The organism is Loktanella salsilacus (genome assembly GCF_900114485.1).
Taxonomy (GTDB): domain Bacteria; phylum Pseudomonadota; class Alphaproteobacteria; order Rhodobacterales; family Rhodobacteraceae; genus Loktanella; species Loktanella salsilacus.
The window spans coordinates 115,739-134,274 of the sequence record NZ_FOTF01000011.1; the positions used below are offsets into that span (position 1 = coordinate 115,739).

Consider the following 18,536-nt stretch of genomic DNA (forward strand, 5'->3'; position numbering starts at 1 on the left):
CCTCCGACGTTAGGGAAGGAAGCGCTGTACCAGCCCCACGATCCGTTTGACCATATCACTTTCGAACAGCTTGGGGGTGAAATATGCCCCGGCGGCCCGCTTGTTCAGTTCCATATAGGTTGGATAAGGTAAAACGGTATTACTGATAGCCTGCATTTTCATCTTGTTGGCAATCGCCATAGCCCAAAGCGCGATCAATTCGCCTGCAAGATGCCCCGCAATCGACGCACCCACAGGCTTGCCACCGACAACCATGACCTTGATCAGACCGCGCATCTGAAGCTCTGTATTCGCGCGGTCATTATGAGAATATTCAGACCGCACGACCGTCAGCTTGTCGCCATGTGCTTCGCGCGCCTGCGCTTCGGTCAGCCCGACCTGCGCGAGCTCTGGGTCAGTATAGGTGACCCACGGAATGTGGTCCGTACGCACCTTGGACGGCAGGCCAAGCACCAGCGACCGCACGAGCTGTCCGCCGTGATAGCCCGCGACGTGAGTGAATTGCAGACCGCCAGCAACATCCCCCGCAGCATAAACGCGCTTGTTGCTGACAGAACGCAGGCTGTCGTCAACCTTAAGGCCCCTGCGATTATGTTCGACATTGGCCGTATCCAAGCCCAGATTTGCGACGTTCACAGCGCGGCCCACGGCCATCAACAAGTGAGAGCCGGTGAAGTCGCCCTTAGGTGTGTGCACTGTAATCGTGCCATCACCGCCGCTAATCCGGCTGGCTTGCGCATCTTCGACAATTTCGATGCCTTCGCTGCGCAGATTGTCCAGCACGATGGCAGCCATTTCAGGGTCATCCTTGCCCATCGCCTTGGCGCCTTCGATCACCGTGACTTTGCAGCCAAGTCGCACATGCGCCTGTGCCATCTCCATCCCGATGGGACCGCCGCCCACGACCAGCAGGTGGTCAGGCTTTTCGCGCAGATCAAAAATCGTCTCGTTGGTGTGAACCGTTACGCTATCGAGGCCATCAATGGGCGGCACAAAAGGGCCGGACCCGGTGGCAACGACGAAACGGCGGGCCTTGATGATGGTCTCGCCGGCCTGCACTTCTGTTTCAGAAATGAAGCGTCCGTTTTCGCGGATGACTGTGCAACCGAATCCTTCGAATCGTTCCTGACTATCGACTGGGGCGATCGCATCAATCACGCGGCGCACATGATCCTTGGCACCTGCGTAGTTAACCTCTGGATGAGCCTGCGCGATGCCGAAGTCAGGATTATCCAGCCCAGCATGAGCGTGCTTGGCCGACGCCAACAGCGCCTTTGACGGAACACAGCCGTAATTTAGGCAATCCCCGCCCATCTTATGCCCCTCGATCAGGACAACGCGCGCGCCCATCTGGGCAGCACCCGATGCGATAGACAGGCCAGCGGATCCGGCACCGATGATGCAAATATCAGTTTCAATACGGCTCATGTTACAGGCCTTTCTTGCCGCGCAGGGCATTGATGATCAGAGGAAGGGCGGCCAGCAGGGAAAGCCCAAGGATTGGCAACAGAATCGCCGGCTGAAAGATAATGCCCAGATCGGGCGTCTCGCCGCGGGCGAACACTTCACCAAGGCCCGCACCCACCGAAGTATAGACAACCGCGCCGGGCATGATTCCGAAAAAGGTCGTAACCGCGAAACGGTAAAGCGGCACGCCCACCAAAGCGGGCACCAGATTCGCAACGAAGAATGGCACAGCCGGAACCAACCGGATCAGGAACAACATCGACCACTGATTGCCTTCATCATCAATGCCGTCCTTGATTCGCTTAACGACACCGTCACTGGCATCCATTTTTTTCGCCAAAGACTGTCCAAGCCCCCAGCGTGCCGCAAGAAACAGCGCAATCGCGCCGATCGTCGCCCCGGTCACGTTAAAAATCGCACCCGGCAGCACCGGAAAGGCAGCGGGGAAGCTGCCGAACAGAAAGCCGCCCGTCAGTGTGGCAATCGTCGCACCGGGCAAACTGAACGCCACGATCACGGCATAGGCCGCGATAAACCCAAGCACGCAAAGCAGATAATTAGCATCGCGGAACGCCAGCAGCGCCTCTCTGTTCTGGCTAAGCGCATCGAACGAGAGATAGTCACGGAGCAACCAAGCCCCCAGAACCGCAACGATGACGATCACAATCAAAGGTAGGCGGCGCAAAATAGGGTTCGCGGTGGTCGTATCGGACATCTTCACTCTTTCTGCCGCAGGGGCGCTGGACCTTGGCACCCTACATGGCGCACTGGATGGGCGGCGGATAGACGACTCACGCGGCCTTGATCCGACCAGCCCAAAGTCGGGCTTCTAGGGGCTAAACTGTAACAATTCGTTGCACTATATATTGCACACCGTAGCAAAACTTACCGCGCAGCGCCGTTGACACGCGAGGGCCCTCCACTTAAAGGGCAGGTCTGAATGAATGACGGGCCTCGAATCCATCCCGGGTTTGGCCCCCGAACCGGAGGACAAGCGATGAAGCGCACGTTCCAACCCAGCAACCGCGTCCGCAAAAACCGTCACGGTTTCCGTGCCCGTATGGCGACGCCGTCTGGCCGCAAGATCATCAACGCCCGCCGCGCAAAAGGCCGGGCCAAGCTGAGCGCGTAAGCGCGTCACTTGACGATGACCGACATGACGCCGCCGGATACGCCTGACAAGGGCGAACCGGCGGTTTTAGTGTGTCCGCAGGTCCTGACAAAGCGGCGCGATTTTATCGCCGCAAGCCATGGTCGCAGACAAGGCACGCCCGGCATTCATTTGCAGGGCCGTCCGCGCGACGACGGCAGTGATCTGATGCGTGTGGGCTATACCTGCTCTAAAAAGGTCGGCAACGCCGTAGCGCGGAACCGAGCCAAGCGCCGTCTGCGTGAAATTGCGCGCATGATCCTGCCGGTGCATGGCCGCCCCGGCTGGGACTACGTCCTTGTGGGCCGCGCCCAGACAACCGGTGCGCTGCCCTTTTTGCAATTGCAATCAGACCTGATCCGCGCCCTTGCGAAGGTACACCAGTGACGCCGCTGGCGTATATTGTCGCGGTGCCCGTGCGTGCATATCGCTTGCTGCTGTCCCCGTGGGTTGGTCATGGCTGCCGCTTTCATCCGACCTGCTCGGCCTATGCCCTTGAAGCGCTGGAAAAGCATGGCGCGGTAAAGGGCGGATGGCTGACCTTGCGGCGCATCGGGCGCTGCCAGCCTTGGGGCGGGTCCGGCATCGATAACGTGCCTGACTAGCCACCAAATCTTAGGCAAAAAATTGGCTGGCGTCGCCGGACACGGGAATCGCCTTGCCGATCAATTTTACTAGTGTTTTGCCCCCTGCCGCAGTAGGTGATGCCATGCTTGACGAAACCGAAATTCATCCGCTGTTTCACGGCGCACCGGACACGGTCGCGTTCAAGAAATTACGCAAACGCCTCGTGCGCGACACCCGGGAAGCGATTGACCGCTATGGCATGATTGCGCCCGGCGGCAAGTGGCTCGTTTGCCTGTCAGGCGGCAAGGACAGCTATACACTTTTGGCGATCCTATACGAATTGCAGTGGCGCGGCTTGCTTCCGGTAGAGCTTCTTGCCTGCAACCTCGATCAGGGCCAACCTAACTTTCCCGCGACCGTTCTGCCCGAATTTCTGCAGAAAATGGGCGTGCCGCACCGGATCGAATATCGCGACACCTATTCCGTCGTGATGGATAAAACCCCGCAAGGCCGCACTCTTTGCACCATGTGTTCACGCCTGCGCCGCGCCAATCTTTATCGCATCGCCCGCGAGGAAGGCTGCACCGCCGTTGTGCTGGGCCATCACCGCGATGACATTTTGGAAACGTTCTTCCTGAACCTTTTCCACGGTGGCAAGCTGGCCACGATGCCGCCCAAGCTAAAGAATGACGAGGGCGATCTGTTTCTGTACCGCCCTCTTGCCCATGTGGCCGAAGCGGATTGCGAAAAATTCGCCCAAGCGATGAACTATCCCATTATCCCCTGCGACCTGTGTGGATCGCAGGACGGGTTGCAGCGCCAGCAGATCAAACGCCTGCTGGATGGCTGGGAAACCAACAGCCCAGGACGGCGCCAGAAAATATTCTCATCCCTGATGAACACCCGGCCAAGCCATCTGCTTGATACGGCATTGTTCGATTTTACGGGACTTGCCCTAAATCACAAAGACCCTGAAACCCCTTGACCTTTGGGGCCTGCACGGTTTGAACCAATCCCACCAGATTTCACAGACGGACGGTTGCGACGCATGGAAGATCAAAACAAGAACCTGATCCTGGCACTTGTGCTCAGCACGCTGGTTATCATCGTCTGGACATTCTTGTTCCCGCCAGAGGTGCAGGCCCCCGCGACGCTAGAGGCGACGCAGGAACAGATGGATACGACGGTGCCGACGGCTGATCCTGTCACTGGCGGCATCGCGGCCCCAACTGACGCGGAAGCAGCCGCTGTAGCCGACGCCCCGCGCGTGAACGTGCAGACACCAGAGCTGTCGGGCACGATTTCCTTGCTGGGTGGCCGGATCGACGATCTGAAGCTGACGCAATACAACGAGACAATCGACGACACCTCGCCCGAGGTCACGCTGCTGTCCCCCAGCGGCACGCCGGACGCCTATTTCGCGTCATTCGGCTGGGCCGCGGCGACGGGTATCGCTGCCGATGCCGTCCCCGGCCCCGACACACTGTGGACCGTTGAAGCTGGAGAGACGCTGACCCCGGACACGCCAATCACGCTGGTTTGGGACAACGGCGCTGGCCAGATCTTCCGCAACCAAATCTCGGTTGATGACAAATACATGTTCAGCGTCGACCAAAGCGTCGAAAACACCGGCACCGAAGAGATCAGCCTGCGCCCCTACGGTCTGCTGCGCCAAGAAGGTATGCCGTCTGACTTGCAGAACTTCTTTATCCTGCACGAAGGTCTGGTCCGCATGACCGACGGCACGCTGGAAGAAGTTAAGTACAAGAAAATGCTTGATTTCGCGGTCGATGACCGCGAAGGCACCAATGCGGAACGGCAGGACGTCACATCCGCAGGCTGGATCGGCTATACCGACCACTACTGGATGACGACGCTGATCCCGAACCAGGCTGTGCCCTTCCGGTCCGTCGCCAAATACTTCCCCGGCCGCGACATCTTTCAGGCAGAGGCTGTGCAGGACGCCCAGACTGTCGCCCCCGGCGGCACCGCCAGCGTAACAACGCAGCTTTTCGCCGGTGCTAAGGAATGGGAAACCATCCGTGACTACCAAGAGGCTGGTGTCACGGGCTTTGTCGACAGCATCGACTGGGGCTGGTTCTTTTTCCTGACTAAGCCGATTTTCTGGGTACTTCACCACCTGAACCTGCTGATCGGCAACATGGGTTTCGCCATCATCGCGCTGACCTTCTTCCTCAAACTCCTGGTTCTTCCGCTGGCCTATAAGTCCTACGTCAGCATGGCGAAGATGAAGGAACTTCAGCCAGAGATGGAGAAGCTGAAAGAGCGTGCCGGCGACGATAAATCGCAACTGCAAACCGGCATGATGAAACTGTATAAGGAAAACAAGGTGAACCCCGCCGCGGGTTGTCTGCCGATCCTGATCCAGATCCCTATTTTCTTCTCGCTGTACAAAGTGATCTTCGTCACGCTGGAACTGCGTCACGCGCCGTGGATCAGCTGGATCCAAGACTTGTCCGCACCCGATCCGTCGTCCATCCTGAACCTGTTCGGCCTGTTCCCATGGGCGACGCCTGACGTCACCTCGCCGATCCATATCATCAGCCTTGGCGTTCTGCCGATCCTGCTGGGTATCTCGATGTGGCTGCAGCAGAAACTGAACCCAGCCCCAGCAGATGCGACGCAAAAGATGATCTTTGCGTGGATGCCTTGGGTGTTCATGTTTATGCTGGGTCGCTTTGCGTCGGGTCTGGTTCTTTACTGGATCACGAACAACACAATCACCTTTATGCAGCAGTACATCATCATGCGCAGCCACGGGGCAAAGCCTGATGTGTTTGGCAACATCCGAACCACCTTTAGCCGCAAAAAGGGTGAACCGGTCGCGGCCAATAGCCCTAAGAAGCCTAAGTCCAAGTGACCGGAACTGTCGCCGCACTGTGGCGGCACCCGATCAAAAGCCATGGACGACAGGCATTGGACGCGATCACACTGATTGCGGGTCAGACGATGCCATACGACAGGCGCTGGGCGGTTACGTCCGGCGCCTCTCGGTATCAGGGGGGCTGGGACGAGTGCCACGCCTTCATGATCGGCACCCGCAACCCAGCATTGGCAGCAATGACGGCCACGCTGGACGAAGAATCGCAGACTGTGCATCTGCAGCACCCTGCCCTGCCCGATATTTCAATCCAGCCGGATGATCCGCAAAGCGCCGCCGCATTCATCACTTGGGTTACGCCCCTGACGCCGCCGGGCCGCGCTGCGCCGCAGGCTATCGTCACCGCAGGCCAGCGCGGCATGACGGACACGAAATACCCCTCTGTTTCGATTATGAACACCGCCAGCCATGCCGCAGTGGCGGATCAACTGGGGAAACCGCTGGAACCAGAGCGGTGGCGCGGGAATATCTGGCTCGACGGCCTGCCCCCTTGGGCCGAGTGGGACTGGATTGGACGTGACATTCGGATTGGCGCGGTAACCCTACGGATCCAAGAGCGGATTGCCCGTTGCGCCCATACCGCAGCCAGCCCAGAAACCGGCCTACGCGACGCTGATACGCTTGGTGCATTGCGCGATGGCTGGACTCATACCGACTTCGGCGTTTATGCAGCCGTAATGACCGGCGGCAGGATCGCCCTTGGCGACGAACTAGAGGTGCTGTGATGCAACTGCCATTCCCAGAAATTGAAATGCCCTCGGACGAGGCGTTGGAAAAAGGTCGCCTGCTGTTCGCAGGCGAGACGACATTCCTAAAAGGTGTCGTCGCAATGGACGGCCTGCCCCCTGCCGACCGGTTAGAGGTCTGCTTTGCCGGACGATCGAACGTCGGCAAGTCGTCGTTGATTAACGCGCTGACGGGTCGCAAGGGCCTTGCCCGCGCGTCCAACACGCCGGGCCGGACGCAAGAGATCAACTTCTTCACCGCAGGTGAGCTGTATGTCGTCGACCTTCCGGGCTATGGCTTTGCCAATGCGCCCGTCGCCGTCGTTGCCAAGTGGCAGGCCCTGCTAAAAAACTATCTGCAAGGTCGCCCGACACTGCGCCGGGTCTTTGTTCTGATCGACGCGCGTCACGGGGCCAAAGCCGTGGACGAAGAAATCATGACCCTCCTCGACCGCGCCGCGGTGACGTTCCAAGTCGTGATGACCAAGGTGGACAAGGTCAAAGGCGACGCGCTTGACGCCAGCATGGCCGCAACCCGCGCCGCCATGGCAAAGCACCCCGCCGCCTATCCAGAGCTTATCCTGACCAGTTCGGAAAAAGGTGAGGGCATCGCCGCCTTGCGCGCTGTGATCGCGTCTATCGAAGCTTAAACCTCGCTTGCGATCATCGCTTGAGGGGGCGCGCGCGCTCCGCTATCCCTAGGCAACACACCCCGGGGGATAGCCATGAGGACTCAGGACATGAACCGAGACTGGATCGCCACAGCGCGCACGCTGTCAGAGGCCCTGCCCTATCTGCAACGCTATTCCGGTGCCGTTGTCGTCGTGAAATTTGGCGGCAACGCTATGGGCGACGCCAACGCGATGGCTGAATTCGCCCGCGACATCGTGCTGATGAAACAAGTCGGTATGAACCCCGTAGTCGTCCACGGCGGCGGCCCCATGATTAACGAGATGCTCGACAAACTTGGCATCGAATCGAAATTTATCCGCGGCAAGCGCGTCACCGATCAAGCGACTGTCGAAGTGGTCGAAATGGTACTGACCGGGCTTGTGAACAAGCGTATTGTCCAGGCCATCATGGACGAAGGCGGCCGCGCTGTCGGCCTGTCCGGTAAAGATGACGACCTGATGGTCGCCGAGGTGGACGATCCAGAACTCGGCTTTGTCGGTCGCCCGGTCGAAATGAACGTCCAAGTGCTACGCGACCTTTACGGCGCGGGCATCATTCCTGTGGTCGCCCCCGTGGCGACCGGCATGGATTTCCTTGAGACATTTAACGTCAACGGCGACACAGCCGCCGGCGCGATTGCGGGTGCCCTTAAGGCTGACCGCTTGTTGCTGCTAACGGACGTGGCCGGCGTCAAGGATGCGAATGGCGAAGTCCTGACCCAACTCAACCCCGACCAGATCCGCGACATGATCGCCGACGGCACCATCGCTGGCGGCATGATCCCAAAGGTGGAAACGGCCCTCAAGGCGATCGAGGACGGCGTGCGCGCCGTCGTGATCCTTGACGGACGTTTGCCGAACGCATCCTTGCTTGAACTCTTTACCGAACATGGTGCCGGTTCGATCATCCGATCCACGGAATCGCGCGTCAAATCGCGGCAGGACTAATCGGTGTCCCTTACACTGATCCTGCTGCGCCATGCGAAATCCGGCTGGGACGATCCGATCGCATCGGATCACGAACGCACCCTAACAGATCGCGGCACACGCGATGCACATGCGATAGGTGCCTGGCTTCGGCAGAATCGCTACCTGCCAGATGCGGCTTTGTCCTCTGACGCGACCCGCACGCGCCAGACGATGCAGGGCGTTTTGTCTGGCCTAAACCAAACGGATCAGACGCAGTACCTGTCTGCCCTCTACAATGCCTCTGTGGATACGATCCTGCGGCTTATCAAACGCCAAAGCGCAAAGACCGTACTGATCTGCGCCCATAACCCAGGCATTGGGTTTGCGGCGCAGCAACTGGCACTAACACCGCCGCAGCACCAACGCTTTGACGATTACCCCACTGCCGCGACAACCGTCATGCGGTTCGATGCCGCCGACTGGTCAGACATTCGCCAAGGCACAGTCACCGACTTCGTTATCCCCGCCGATCTAAATCAATAAGGACCGCCTGCCAGCCAGCAAGCGGTCCTTAATTCTTCTGGTCAAAAATACCTCGGGGGTGCGGGGGCTGGCCCCCGCCCTTTTCCGACCGAGCATTCGTCAGTGACCCAGAATCTGGCTCAGGAACAGTTTCGTCCGGTCTGATTGCGGGTTGTTAAAGAACGCATGCGGCTCGTTCTGCTCCACGATCTGACCTTGGTCCATAAAGATCACACGGTTCGCCACAGCCTGCGCAAAGCCCATTTCGTGGGTTACGCAGAGCATGGTCATGCCCTCTTCCGCCAGCTCGATCATGGTGTCCAAGACTTCCTTGATCATTTCTGGGTCCAGCGCCGACGTCGGCTCGTCAAACAGCATGATGCGCGGCTTCATGCATAGCGACCGCGCGATAGCGACGCGCTGCTGCTGGCCACCGGAAAGCTGACCGGGATACTTATTTGCTTGATCGGGAATCTTCACCTTCTCAAGGAAATGCATCGCCGTTGCTTCGGCTTCTTTCTTGGGCGTCTTGCGGACCCAGATGGGGGCCAGCGTGCAGTTTTCCAGAATCGTAAGGTGCGGGAACAGGTTGAAGTGCTGAAAGCACATACCAACCTCTGACCGGATCTTATCGATGTTTTTCAAGTCCGACGACAGCTCTGTGCCGTCGACGATAATCTGACCGGACTGGTGCTCTTCCAAACGGTTGATGCAGCGGATCAGCGTCGATTTGCCAGAGCCAGAAGGCCCACAAATAACGATCCGCTCGCCGCGGTTCACCGTCAGGTTGATGTCGCGCAGCACGTGGAACGTGCCGTACCACTTGTTCATGTTGTTGATATCGATGGCAACTTCATCGCTGACCTGCATGGCGCTGCGATTGATTTGGCGATCTTGAACGGCCTCTGACATTGTCATGCCTCCCTTAACGGTTTTCGCGCTGGAGTTTCTTCTCCAGGTGCAGTGAATAACGGCCCATGCTGAAGCAGGCGATGAAGAACAGGACGCCGATAAAGACGAACAGTTCCCAATAGACGCCGTTCCAGTCGGTGCTGGCACGAATTGCGTTGGTCAGACCCAGCGGATCAAGCAGACCAATAAACAGCACCAGCGTGGTATCTTTGAACAGGCCGATAAAGGTGTTCACGATACCTGGGATCGAGATCTTGAGCGCCTGCGGCAGGACGATCAGCTGCATGGACTGCCAATAGGATAGGCCCAGCGAATCGGCACCTTCGTACTGACCCTTGGGCACAGCGGCCAAGCCGCCGCGCACGACCTCTGCGATATATGCGGCAGAGAACAGCGTCACCATGATGATAACCCGCAGCGTCAGGTCAAAGTTCGTACCCGGCGGCAGGAAGTAGTTCAGCAGCAAGGACGCGGTGAACAACCAGACGATCAGCGGCACGCCGCGGATAATCTCGATGAAACCAACGCTTAGCTTGGTCACGATGAACAGGTCGGACGCACGGCCAAGGGCAAGGATGATGCCCAGCGGCAGCGATAGCACGATGGCTGAAACACCGATGACCACGGACAGCAGGAAGCCGCCCAGCTGGTTCGACCGTACAGATTCAAGGCCGATGGGCGCGATAGAAGCCAGCGTATCGACCAGCGGTCCCATGACGAACAACCAATACAGCACCGGTACCAAGATTGCAGCGATCACGCCGACGATCTGGTTAACACCGACCAGTGCCCGGAATGCGAACACACCCAGCACAAAGCCAAGCGCAACAGCAATTGGCAGCCAGATCGGCCCGCCCCAGATCAGAAAGAAGATCAAGAAAGGCGACGCGAGCGAGAAGCCCATGAACCAGCGCGGGAAGTTGCCGAACAGCACGGGGCCAAGGCCCAGCAACATCACGACCAGTGCAAGTGTGGGACGCCAGTAAAACTCTGACGGGTAGAAACCGAACAACAACTGCTCCCAGCGGTCACGGATAACGCCCCAGCAGGCCTTGGACGCAGCGTCGCCGCTGGCGGCCAAGATTTCGCGGCAGTTCGACAAAGACGTCGCCGTCCATGTCGGGCTGACGAACCACGGCACCAGATGGCTTAGGACGACCCAGACGACGTAGATCGCGATCAGTGTCATCAGGCCATTTAGCCATGTCGGGAACAGGTTTTCGCGCACCCATTTCACTGCACCCGCCTCCTTCAGGGGGGGCGGCTGCTGCGCAATCATGCTCTCGCGGACGTAAGGGGCGGTTTGTGCGTGCGTATCGCTCATCTTAACGCTCCTCTAGTTTCATTGAATTATTGAAGACGTTCATGACGAACGAAATCGCAAGGGACAGGGCCAGATAAACGAGGCCAAGCAGCAACATACATTCGAGCGCGCGTCCCGTCTGGTTCAGCGTAATGCCACCCAGCGTCGCCCGCACGTCGGCATAGCCAACAGCCAAGGCGAGGGACGAGTTCTTGGTCAGGTTCAAGTATTGCGAAGTCAGCGGTGGAATGATGACACGCATCGCCTGCGGCAGGATCACAAGGCTCATCGCGCGGTTCGGACGCACGCCCAGGGCGGCTGCGGCCTCTGACTGACCTTTGGACACAGACAGAATGCCAGCGCGGACGATTTCCGTGATGAAGGCACCGGTGTAAAGCGACAGGGCCAACCACAAGGCCATCAACTGGTTGCTTAACTGAAAGCCACCGCTGAAGTTGAAACCGGTCAGTTCAGGATAGCTTAGCGTCACAGGACGCCCCAGCACAAAGAACGCCAGAACGGACGGCACGATCACGATCGCAAACAGCGGCCAGACCATAGGCAGCAGGCGGCCCGTATCAAACAGCAACTTTTTCGCATAGCGCCGATAGGCGAAAGCACCGATCAGCGATGCAACAAAGACCGCGACCAGCAGACCTGAGTTCGCCCCCCAGATTGGCGCTGGCAAATAGGTGCCACGGTTGGTCACAGCGATGCTGTTCCAGATCAACGACGCTGTTGCCGTGCCATCGTCGCCGACACGGAAATCGCCGGGGCGCGGGGTAGCTTCGGAAAAGACTGCGTAGATCAATAGGATCCACAGCAGCAACGGCACGTTGCGGAAGCCTTCGACATAGACTGCCATCAGGCGGCTGACCAACCAGTTGCGTGACAGGCGCAGAACACCCGCTAGAACGCCAAGGATGGTTGCCAAAATGATGCCCAGAAAGGCGACGAGCAACGTGTTGTAAAGACCGACAAGGGCCGCATCAAAGTGAGACCCTGCGTTGGTGTAGCCCACCAGCCATGTGCCGATACTCGATGTGATATCGTAGCTAGCGCGCGAGCTTAGAAAGCTGAAATCAGGCTGCAGTCCAAGACTGGCAAGGTTCGCCAAAAGGTTAGAGACCAGCCAATAAATACCGACGCAGACCAAGGCGAGCGTGATGACTTGGATGGTCAAAGACCGATAGCGTGTGTCGTAGATAAGCTGGCTCAGCCGAAAGCTTTCGCGTGGCGGGCTATCCGACATCGATGACATTATATTCTCCCCGGGCAATGCCAGACTTTGTTCAGGTTGCTCCGGTTGGCCCGGATGCACCACGCGCTGGCAGACGTTCTTAACGTATGTGGATCAGAATGACGAAAGGCCCGGCATAAACCGGGCCTTTCGCCTATATTTTTAGCGGAAAGGTGGCGAATACAGCAGGCCGCCGTCGGTCCACTGTGCGTTCAGACCACGTGCCAGACCGATGGGAGTGTTCTCACCGATGTTGCGCTCGAAGATCTCGCCGTAGTTGCCGCCAGCCATGATCGCGTTCTTTGCCCAATCAGCGGACAGACCGATCATCGCGCCCAGCTCGCCTTCGGTGCCGAGGATACGGTTCACTTCAGGGTTGTTGGTCGGTGCTGCGGACATCTCTGCGATGTTGGCAGACGTGATGCCCAGCTCTTCAGCTGCGATCAGTGCGTTCAGCGTCCACATGGCGATATCGCCCCACTCGTTGTCGCCGTGACGGACCAGCGGGCCCAGCGGCTCTTTCGAGATGATTTCAGGCAGCAGAACGTGGTCGCCCGGTGCTTCGAAAGTCGCACGGGTTGCGGCCAGGCCGGATGCGTCCGTGGTATAGACGTCGCAGGCGCCAGCCAGATACTGCTGCTGACCTTCGGCGTTCGTCTGAACGGCCACAGGCTGGTAGCTGATGTTATTAGCGCGGAAGAAGTCGGCCAAGTTCAGCTCTGTCGTGGTGCCGGTCTGAATGCAGACGGTTGCGCCGTCCAGATCCTTAGCGGATGTCACACCCAGCGATTTCGGGATCAGGAAGCCCTGACCGTCGTAGTAGTTCACGCCGATGAAGTCGAACTTCAGGTCGGTGTCGCGGGACATTGTCCAGGTGGTGTTACGAGCCAGCAGGTCGATCTCGCCCGAGGACAGCGCGGTGAAACGTGTTTCGCCGGTTGTCGGAACGAATTCGACAGCGTCCTTGTCGCCAAAGATCGCAGCTGCAACAGCGCGGCAGACATCAACGTCAAAACCTTCCCAAACGCCATTGGCGTCTGGTGCACCAAAACCGGCAAGACCGGTCACGACGCCGCAGTTCAGGTGGCCGCGTGCCTTGACGTCATCCAGCGTTGCCGCGGATGCAGCAGCAGCTGTCAGACCGGCAACTGCCAGCGTTCCAAAAAGTACGGTCTTTTTCATTATTACCTCTTCCTGAGTATCCGCCCATAAAGGGCAGCCAATTACTCCGTTCGTCCGAACGGTTGGGTTTTGACGGGTTACCCCCCCAATGGAGAGAGATTGGGCGGATTCCAGCCCAGAGGTCAAGAGTTACTGCCGGGTCAATCGGCTGTATCTGCCTACGCGAGCGGCAGTTTGACTGGATTGGCCTGTTTTTTGACCGCCTTAGGTTGATCGACTTAGGTTCAGAAACAACGCGGCATCGTAGAACGCCTGCTGTTTAATCGCTGCCGCTTCAGCGGCTTCCTCGTCGTCACCCCATTGGCTGATCTGAAAGTCCTCATCGATCCGGCTTAGCGGCCAAGCATCCTGCGGCGTCAATGCGTCCGATGCGACGGCAGCGGCCAGAACCAAAGAACCTGACAGTTGCACAAGATCGTGAAAGCCCGTTAGCGCAAAGGGATCGAACTGCCCGACATGGGCGTGCAACCGATCCAGCGATTCGGCAGGCTGCGGGATTGGCATCAGACCCGTCGTGACGTGCAGATGGGCTTGCAGTGTCGTCGCAGACCAATCTAGCCATGGGTCCCAAGCCTGCGATTGGGCGGCGACCAACACGTCTGGATTAGCAGCGCGATAGCACAGCAAATCGCTTTCGCCGTAAGACGCCAGCATCGCCACAACATCCGCATACTGCGGCGTCACCTTGTCGATGGCAGAGTTCGCAGCGCGTGTGGCTGGCATTGTTGTGGGGTCAATTTTCTCGCCTTGCGCCTGCCATTCTGCGGCGACACGGTCTGCCATGGCCTGCGTCGGCATGATCAGGGGCTGCTTGTAAGGCGTCTTGACCGCACGGCCGTCCAGATCGACGGCAAAGCCACCGTCGCGGGCTACAGTTGTGGCATTGGTCCAGAAACGTTTGGGGGCCCAGTCGCTCATGCGGGATCTCCGATCAGGTCATCAATGGCAGCGTCCAGCGCCGCGAAGGTATTAATCAGACGGTCAGCGCCAAGGGTATCTGGCGCGTGATAGCCCCAATCGACGCCAATCGTGGCAACCCCGGCGGCGCGGGCCATATCCATGTCGTAGCGTGTGTCGCCGACCATCACCGCGCGGTGCGGCGCAACCTCGGCGTCCGCCAAACAAGTCAACACCATCGACGGATGCGGCTTGGACGGGTGAAAATCTGAGGTCTGGCCGCTAATAAACAGCCCCTGCAGCGCATGTTGATCAACAAGCCGATCCAGCCCCCGCTTAGACTTCCCCGTCGCGACAGCAAGCAGCGTGTGATCCTGCGCTTGCAAGCGGTGCAACGCCTCTAGCGCGCCGGGAAACAGGGGGCTGCGCCGTTTCAGGTCCTCTACCGCATGGTCATGAAACGACGCGCGGTATTGCCGCGTCAATTCATCGCGCGTCGCGGCGTCCAGATCGGGGCACAGCACGGCAAAGGTTTCTGGCAGCGACAGACCGACGATCGACAAAACCTCTGCCCTGCTTGGGGTGACAAGCCCAACCGCACCAAAGGCGTGCGTCATCGCGCCAAGGATTTCCGCCTGACTGTCGACAAGCGTTCCGTCCACGTCAAAAATGACAAGGCGCAGGTCAGGCATAACGGGCCCCTTGTGATTAGTCGGGCATATTAAAGGGATCGACCGGCGCATGGCTGACCTGCCAGCCGACGAAGTCCCACGTGCGCTGCATATGGTCTGGCAGCGGTGCTGTCAGGTGCAGAATTGCGCCAGTTTCGGGATGCTCGATGGTCAAGCTGCGCGCATGCAGGTGCATTTTGCGGCTGATATCGCCGCCCATGCCAGCGCCCCAGCCGTCGCCCATGTTTTCCTGCTCTGTCCCACCGTATTTGCCGTCACCGATAATCGGATGACCGATCTCGGCCATGTGGGCGCGCAACTGGTGGGTCCGGCCTGTGATCGGCACCAAAGCAACCCATGCAGCCCGCTTTGCCAGCGTGTCTAGCACAGCGTAATCCGTCGTGGCGCGCTTTGCGCCTTCGGTGCTGTCGACGTCTTTGGGGTGAATGCAGCGCATCTTTTCGTTCTCGCCGCCCTTGCCGTGACCCGGTGCCTTCAGCAGGCCGTACTTGATCGTCGCAGCGCGAGGATGCGGCACGCCAGCGACGGCGGCCCAATAAATCTTGCGCGTGGCGTGGTGCTTTAGGTTCTCTGTCAACTGCTTGGCCGCCATACGCGTGCGGGCCAAGATCAGAACGCCAGAGGTGTCCTTGTCCAAACGGTGCACCAGACGCGGCTTTTCGTCATAGCCAAACATCAGCGCCTCTGACATCGCGTCAACGTGGCGGGTGGTGTTCGTGCCGCCCTGCGTGGCGAGGCCAGCAGGCTTGTTAATGACGATCATATGGTCGTCGCGGTAAATCACGCAGGACATGATCAGCGCAGCGTCAGCCTTGGTGACGCCCTGCTTCATCATGCTCCGCTCGGCATCGACCTGTGCCTCTGTCGGCAGCGGCGGAATGCGGACGCTTTGCCCGACGTCAAGCCGCGTGTTCGACTTTACCCGGCCGCCGTCGACGCGGATGTCGCCCTTGCGGCACATCTTTTCGATCCGACCCTGCGTCAGGTGCGGAAACAGCCGCCGCAGGTAACGGTCAAGCCGCTGATCGCCGTCGTCCGGGCCAATTACCCGCGTCTGAACACCGCCGCTCATGCCAATACCATCCGTGTCAAAGTCATGCCAAAGACCAGCGCCGCCAGTCCAATAATTACGCTGCCGCCTACATAGGCGACGGCCAGATTGAACTGGCCTCTTTCCATCAGCGCCACCGCATCAAGCGAAAACGCCGAAAAGGTCGTGAAGCCGCCGAGCAGTCCGGTCATCAGAAACGGGGCTGCACGCATGCCGCCCTTTTCCGCCAGCGCCACAACGACCACGCCCATCAGCAACGAGCCGAGTACATTCACCGACACTGTTCCCCAAGGGAACCCCTGCCCCATGATGCGCAGCGTCAGCATTCCGCTCAGCCAGCGCAACGTCGCGCCGATCGCCCCGCCAAGGGCCACAGTGAAAGCAGTCAAGATCATCACCCCCTGTCGCCCGAACAGGTCAACTTGTCAATTCGTGCCGCCCTGACGCTTGACCCGCAGCCCTGCAAAGAAATCCACGCGCTTTTTCAGCTCGCGCTCGAACCCGCGATCGACAGGTAGATAGTAGATCCCCCGCTTCATCGTATCGGGGAAATAGTTCTGACCGGAAAAACCGTCCTCCGCGTCGTGGTCATAGGCATATCCAGTGCCAAAACCTTGTTCCTTCATCAGCTTCGTCGGCGCGTTCAGGATATGTCGCGGCGGCGGCTCTGACCCGGTTTGCTTCGCAGCAGCCATCGCCGCCTTGAAGGCGACATAGCCTGCGTTCGATTTAGGCGCGAGCGCGAGGTACGTGACCGCCTGCCCCAGCGCCAGTTCGCCCTCTGGGCTGCCAAGGCGCTCGTAGGTCTCCCAGGCTTGAATGCAGATGTGCTGGGCCTGCGGATCGGCAAGGCCAATATCTTCGACCGCCATACGCACAATACGGCGCGCAAGGTAACGCGGGTCTTCACCGCCCGTCAGCATCCGCGCCAGCCAATACAGCGCAGCATCGGGGTCAGATCCGCGCACCGATTTATGCAACGCAGAGATCAGGTTGTAATGCTCGTCGCCGGACTTGTCGTATTTCGTCGCCCGCTTCATCAGGCGGGACGTCAGCGCGTCCGTGCCAAGCGGCTTGTCCGTCTTCCACGCCGCCACCTGTTCAATCAAGTTCAACAGGGTGCGCCCGTCGCCGTCGGCCATGTTGATCAGTTGACCCCGCGCCTGCGCGTCCAGCGGCAGCTTGCGGTCAAGGTCGGCCTCTGCACGCTGCGCGAGGCGTTCTAGGTCAGCGTCATTCAAGCGCGTCAGGATCAGCACCTGCGCGCGCGATAGCAAAGCGGCGTTCAGTTCGAAGCTGGGGTTTTCCGTCGTGGCACCGACCAGAAGGATTGTGCCGTCTTCCATATGCGGCAGAAAACCGTCCTGCTGCGCCTTATTAAAACGGTGAATCTCGTCCACGAACAGCAGCGTGCCCTTGCCATTCTGGCGGCGCATGCGGGCCGCCTCGAACACTTTGCGCAGTTCGGGCACACCGGTAAAGATCGCGCTGATCTGGACGAAATGCAAGTCCGTCTCATCCGCCAGCAGCCGGGCGATGGTGGTCTTGCCCACGCCGGGCGGCCCCCACAACACCAGTGACGACAGTGAACCCGAAGCGAGCATCGCGCCAAGCGGCGCGTCAGGCCCCAGAACCTGTTCCTGCCCAATCACCTGCCCCAAGGTCTGCGGCCGCAAACGGTCCGCCAACGGGCGCGGGCCAGCGCTGGCAGAGGACGGCGAGGAGGGGCTATCAAAAAGATCCGGCATAAAAGATATCTAGGTCCGTTTCAGCAGTATTGAAAGACATCTGCGCAGCACCCCGAAAACGAAAAAGGCCCGGTCCACTGGACCGAGCCTTTCGCGATAGGATGGAGGAGAGTGCTTACGCCTCTTCGTCGATCTCGATCAGGCGGGCCTTGTCAGCAGCGCCTTTGGCGTCGCGGTCACGGTCGACCAGCTCGATGATCGCCATCGGTGCCATGTCGCCATAACGGAAGCCAGCTTTCATGACGCGGCAGTAGCCGCCCATGCGCTCTGCGTAACGTGGGCCGAGGATTTCGAACAGTTTGGCAGTGTGCATCTCTTGCTTCAGCTGCGCGTTGGCCTGACGGCGCGCGTGCAGGTCGCCGCGCTTGCCCAGCGTGATCAGCTTGTCGATGATACGCTTCAATTCTTTAGCTTTCGGCAGAGTCGTCTTGATCTGCTCGTGCTCGATCAACGAACCAGCCATGTTAGCAAACATCGCTTTACGGTGCTCGTGGGTCCGGTTCAGTTTGCGGTAGCCGCTTGCGTGACGCATTTGGTCATCTCCTAATTATACTTTGTGCAGCGGTCTGATGCGTGTCAGCCGCATTATTGGGGCAGT

General features: G+C 59.1%; 21 protein-coding genes. 9 read left to right on the top strand and 12 right to left on the bottom strand.

All coding sequences use genetic code 11. The features are described from left to right. Window positions 1-9: 9 nt before the first annotated feature. Window positions 10-1,428: a dihydrolipoyl dehydrogenase family protein gene (locus BM131_RS11645; protein WP_090189632.1), complete on the bottom strand. Its 1,419-nt coding sequence runs from the start codon at window positions 1,426-1,428 to the stop codon at window positions 10-12. 1 nt (window position 1,429) lies between these two features. Continuing rightward, window positions 1,430-2,182, bottom strand: a complete 753-nt coding sequence (locus BM131_RS11650) for a TVP38/TMEM64 family protein (RefSeq protein ID WP_090189634.1) — start codon at window positions 2,180-2,182, stop codon at window positions 1,430-1,432. Between the two features lie 282 nt (window positions 2,183-2,464). Between BM131_RS11650 and rpmH the strand changes: the two genes are divergently transcribed. The 9 genes from rpmH to BM131_RS11695 all read left to right on the top strand — a co-directional run bounded on the left by rpmH (window position 2,465) and on the right by BM131_RS11695 (window position 8,934). After that, window positions 2,465-2,599: a 50S ribosomal protein L34 gene (gene rpmH, locus BM131_RS11655; protein WP_072858510.1), complete on the top strand. Its 135-nt coding sequence runs from the start codon at window positions 2,465-2,467 to the stop codon at window positions 2,597-2,599. A 24-nt stretch (window positions 2,600-2,623) separates the two neighbouring features. Further along, window positions 2,624-3,004, top strand: a complete 381-nt coding sequence (rnpA, locus tag BM131_RS11660) for a ribonuclease P protein component (protein WP_411723548.1) — start codon at window positions 2,624-2,626, stop codon at window positions 3,002-3,004. Further along, window positions 3,001-3,222 carry a membrane protein insertion efficiency factor YidD gene (gene yidD / locus BM131_RS11665; RefSeq protein WP_090189636.1) on the top strand — a complete coding sequence of 74 codons (222 nt, stop codon included), beginning with the start codon at window positions 3,001-3,003 and terminating at the stop codon, window positions 3,220-3,222. The genes rnpA and yidD overlap by 4 nt, the downstream gene beginning before the upstream one ends. 104 nt (window positions 3,223-3,326) lie before the next feature. Beyond that, the gene (ttcA, locus tag BM131_RS11670) at window positions 3,327-4,169 is read left to right on the top strand and encodes a tRNA 2-thiocytidine(32) synthetase TtcA (RefSeq protein WP_090189638.1); all 843 of its coding nucleotides are present in this window, start codon (window positions 3,327-3,329) and stop codon (window positions 4,167-4,169) included. A 63-nt stretch (window positions 4,170-4,232) separates the two neighbouring features. Beyond that, window positions 4,233-6,065 carry a membrane protein insertase YidC gene (gene yidC / locus BM131_RS11675; RefSeq protein ID WP_090189641.1) on the top strand — a complete coding sequence of 611 codons (1,833 nt, stop codon included), beginning with the start codon at window positions 4,233-4,235 and terminating at the stop codon, window positions 6,063-6,065. Beyond that, window positions 6,062-6,811 (top strand): MOSC domain-containing protein, encoded by a 750-nt coding sequence (locus BM131_RS11680; RefSeq protein WP_090189643.1) that lies wholly within the window; start codon window positions 6,062-6,064, stop codon window positions 6,809-6,811. Before yidC ends, BM131_RS11680 begins: the two co-directional genes overlap by 4 nt. Next, the gene (gene yihA / locus BM131_RS11685; protein ID WP_090189645.1) at window positions 6,811-7,461 is read left to right on the top strand and encodes a ribosome biogenesis GTP-binding protein YihA/YsxC; all 651 of its coding nucleotides are present in this window, start codon (window positions 6,811-6,813) and stop codon (window positions 7,459-7,461) included. The genes BM131_RS11680 and yihA overlap by 1 nt, the downstream gene beginning before the upstream one ends. 90 nt (window positions 7,462-7,551) lie before the next feature. After that, window positions 7,552-8,430, top strand: coding sequence for an acetylglutamate kinase (gene argB / locus BM131_RS11690; RefSeq protein ID WP_175499299.1), 879 nt, complete (start codon window positions 7,552-7,554; stop codon window positions 8,428-8,430). Window positions 8,431-8,433: 3 nt separating this feature from the next. Beyond that, window positions 8,434-8,934, top strand: a complete 501-nt coding sequence (locus BM131_RS11695) for a SixA phosphatase family protein (RefSeq protein ID WP_090189649.1) — start codon at window positions 8,434-8,436, stop codon at window positions 8,932-8,934. A 99-nt stretch (window positions 8,935-9,033) separates the two neighbouring features. Here the strand turns inward: BM131_RS11695 and BM131_RS11700 are convergent, their stop codons facing one another. From BM131_RS11700 to rplQ, 10 genes are all read right to left on the bottom strand, one after another. Then, on the bottom strand, window positions 9,034-9,825 hold the full coding sequence (locus BM131_RS11700) for an amino acid ABC transporter ATP-binding protein (protein WP_090189651.1): 792 nt from the start codon (window positions 9,823-9,825) through the stop codon (window positions 9,034-9,036). Window positions 9,826-9,838: 13 nt separating this feature from the next. Beyond that, window positions 9,839-11,149: an amino acid ABC transporter permease gene (locus BM131_RS11705; protein ID WP_090189653.1), complete on the bottom strand. Its 1,311-nt coding sequence runs from the start codon at window positions 11,147-11,149 to the stop codon at window positions 9,839-9,841. 1 nt (window position 11,150) lies between these two features. Continuing rightward, on the bottom strand, window positions 11,151-12,389 hold the full coding sequence (locus BM131_RS11710) for an amino acid ABC transporter permease (RefSeq protein WP_090189656.1): 1,239 nt from the start codon (window positions 12,387-12,389) through the stop codon (window positions 11,151-11,153). Window positions 12,390-12,530: 141 nt separating this feature from the next. Continuing rightward, window positions 12,531-13,550, bottom strand: coding sequence for an amino acid ABC transporter substrate-binding protein (locus BM131_RS11715; protein ID WP_090189657.1), 1,020 nt, complete (start codon window positions 13,548-13,550; stop codon window positions 12,531-12,533). Window positions 13,551-13,754: 204 nt separating this feature from the next. Further along, entirely contained in the window at window positions 13,755-14,468 is a 714-nt protein-coding gene (locus tag BM131_RS11720) for an ATP12 family chaperone protein (RefSeq protein WP_090189659.1), read from the bottom strand. After that, window positions 14,465-15,139, bottom strand: coding sequence for an HAD-IA family hydrolase (locus BM131_RS11725; RefSeq protein ID WP_090189661.1), 675 nt, complete (start codon window positions 15,137-15,139; stop codon window positions 14,465-14,467). The genes BM131_RS11720 and BM131_RS11725 overlap by 4 nt, the downstream gene beginning before the upstream one ends. 16 nt (window positions 15,140-15,155) lie before the next feature. Then, window positions 15,156-16,211 carry an RluA family pseudouridine synthase gene (locus BM131_RS11730; RefSeq protein WP_090189663.1) on the bottom strand — a complete coding sequence of 352 codons (1,056 nt, stop codon included), beginning with the start codon at window positions 16,209-16,211 and terminating at the stop codon, window positions 15,156-15,158. Then, a complete protein-coding gene (gene crcB / locus BM131_RS11735) occupies window positions 16,208-16,585 on the bottom strand; it encodes a fluoride efflux transporter CrcB (RefSeq protein WP_090189665.1) in 378 nt (125 codons plus the stop codon). The genes BM131_RS11730 and crcB overlap by 4 nt, the downstream gene beginning before the upstream one ends. A gap of 30 nt (window positions 16,586-16,615) precedes the next feature. Beyond that, on the bottom strand, window positions 16,616-17,938 hold the full coding sequence (locus tag BM131_RS11740) for a replication-associated recombination protein A (RefSeq protein ID WP_090189666.1): 1,323 nt from the start codon (window positions 17,936-17,938) through the stop codon (window positions 16,616-16,618). Window positions 17,939-18,053: 115 nt separating this feature from the next. Beyond that, on the bottom strand, window positions 18,054-18,470 hold the full coding sequence (gene rplQ / locus BM131_RS11745; protein ID WP_090189668.1) for a 50S ribosomal protein L17: 417 nt from the start codon (window positions 18,468-18,470) through the stop codon (window positions 18,054-18,056). Between the last annotated feature and the right edge of the window lie 66 nt (window positions 18,471-18,536).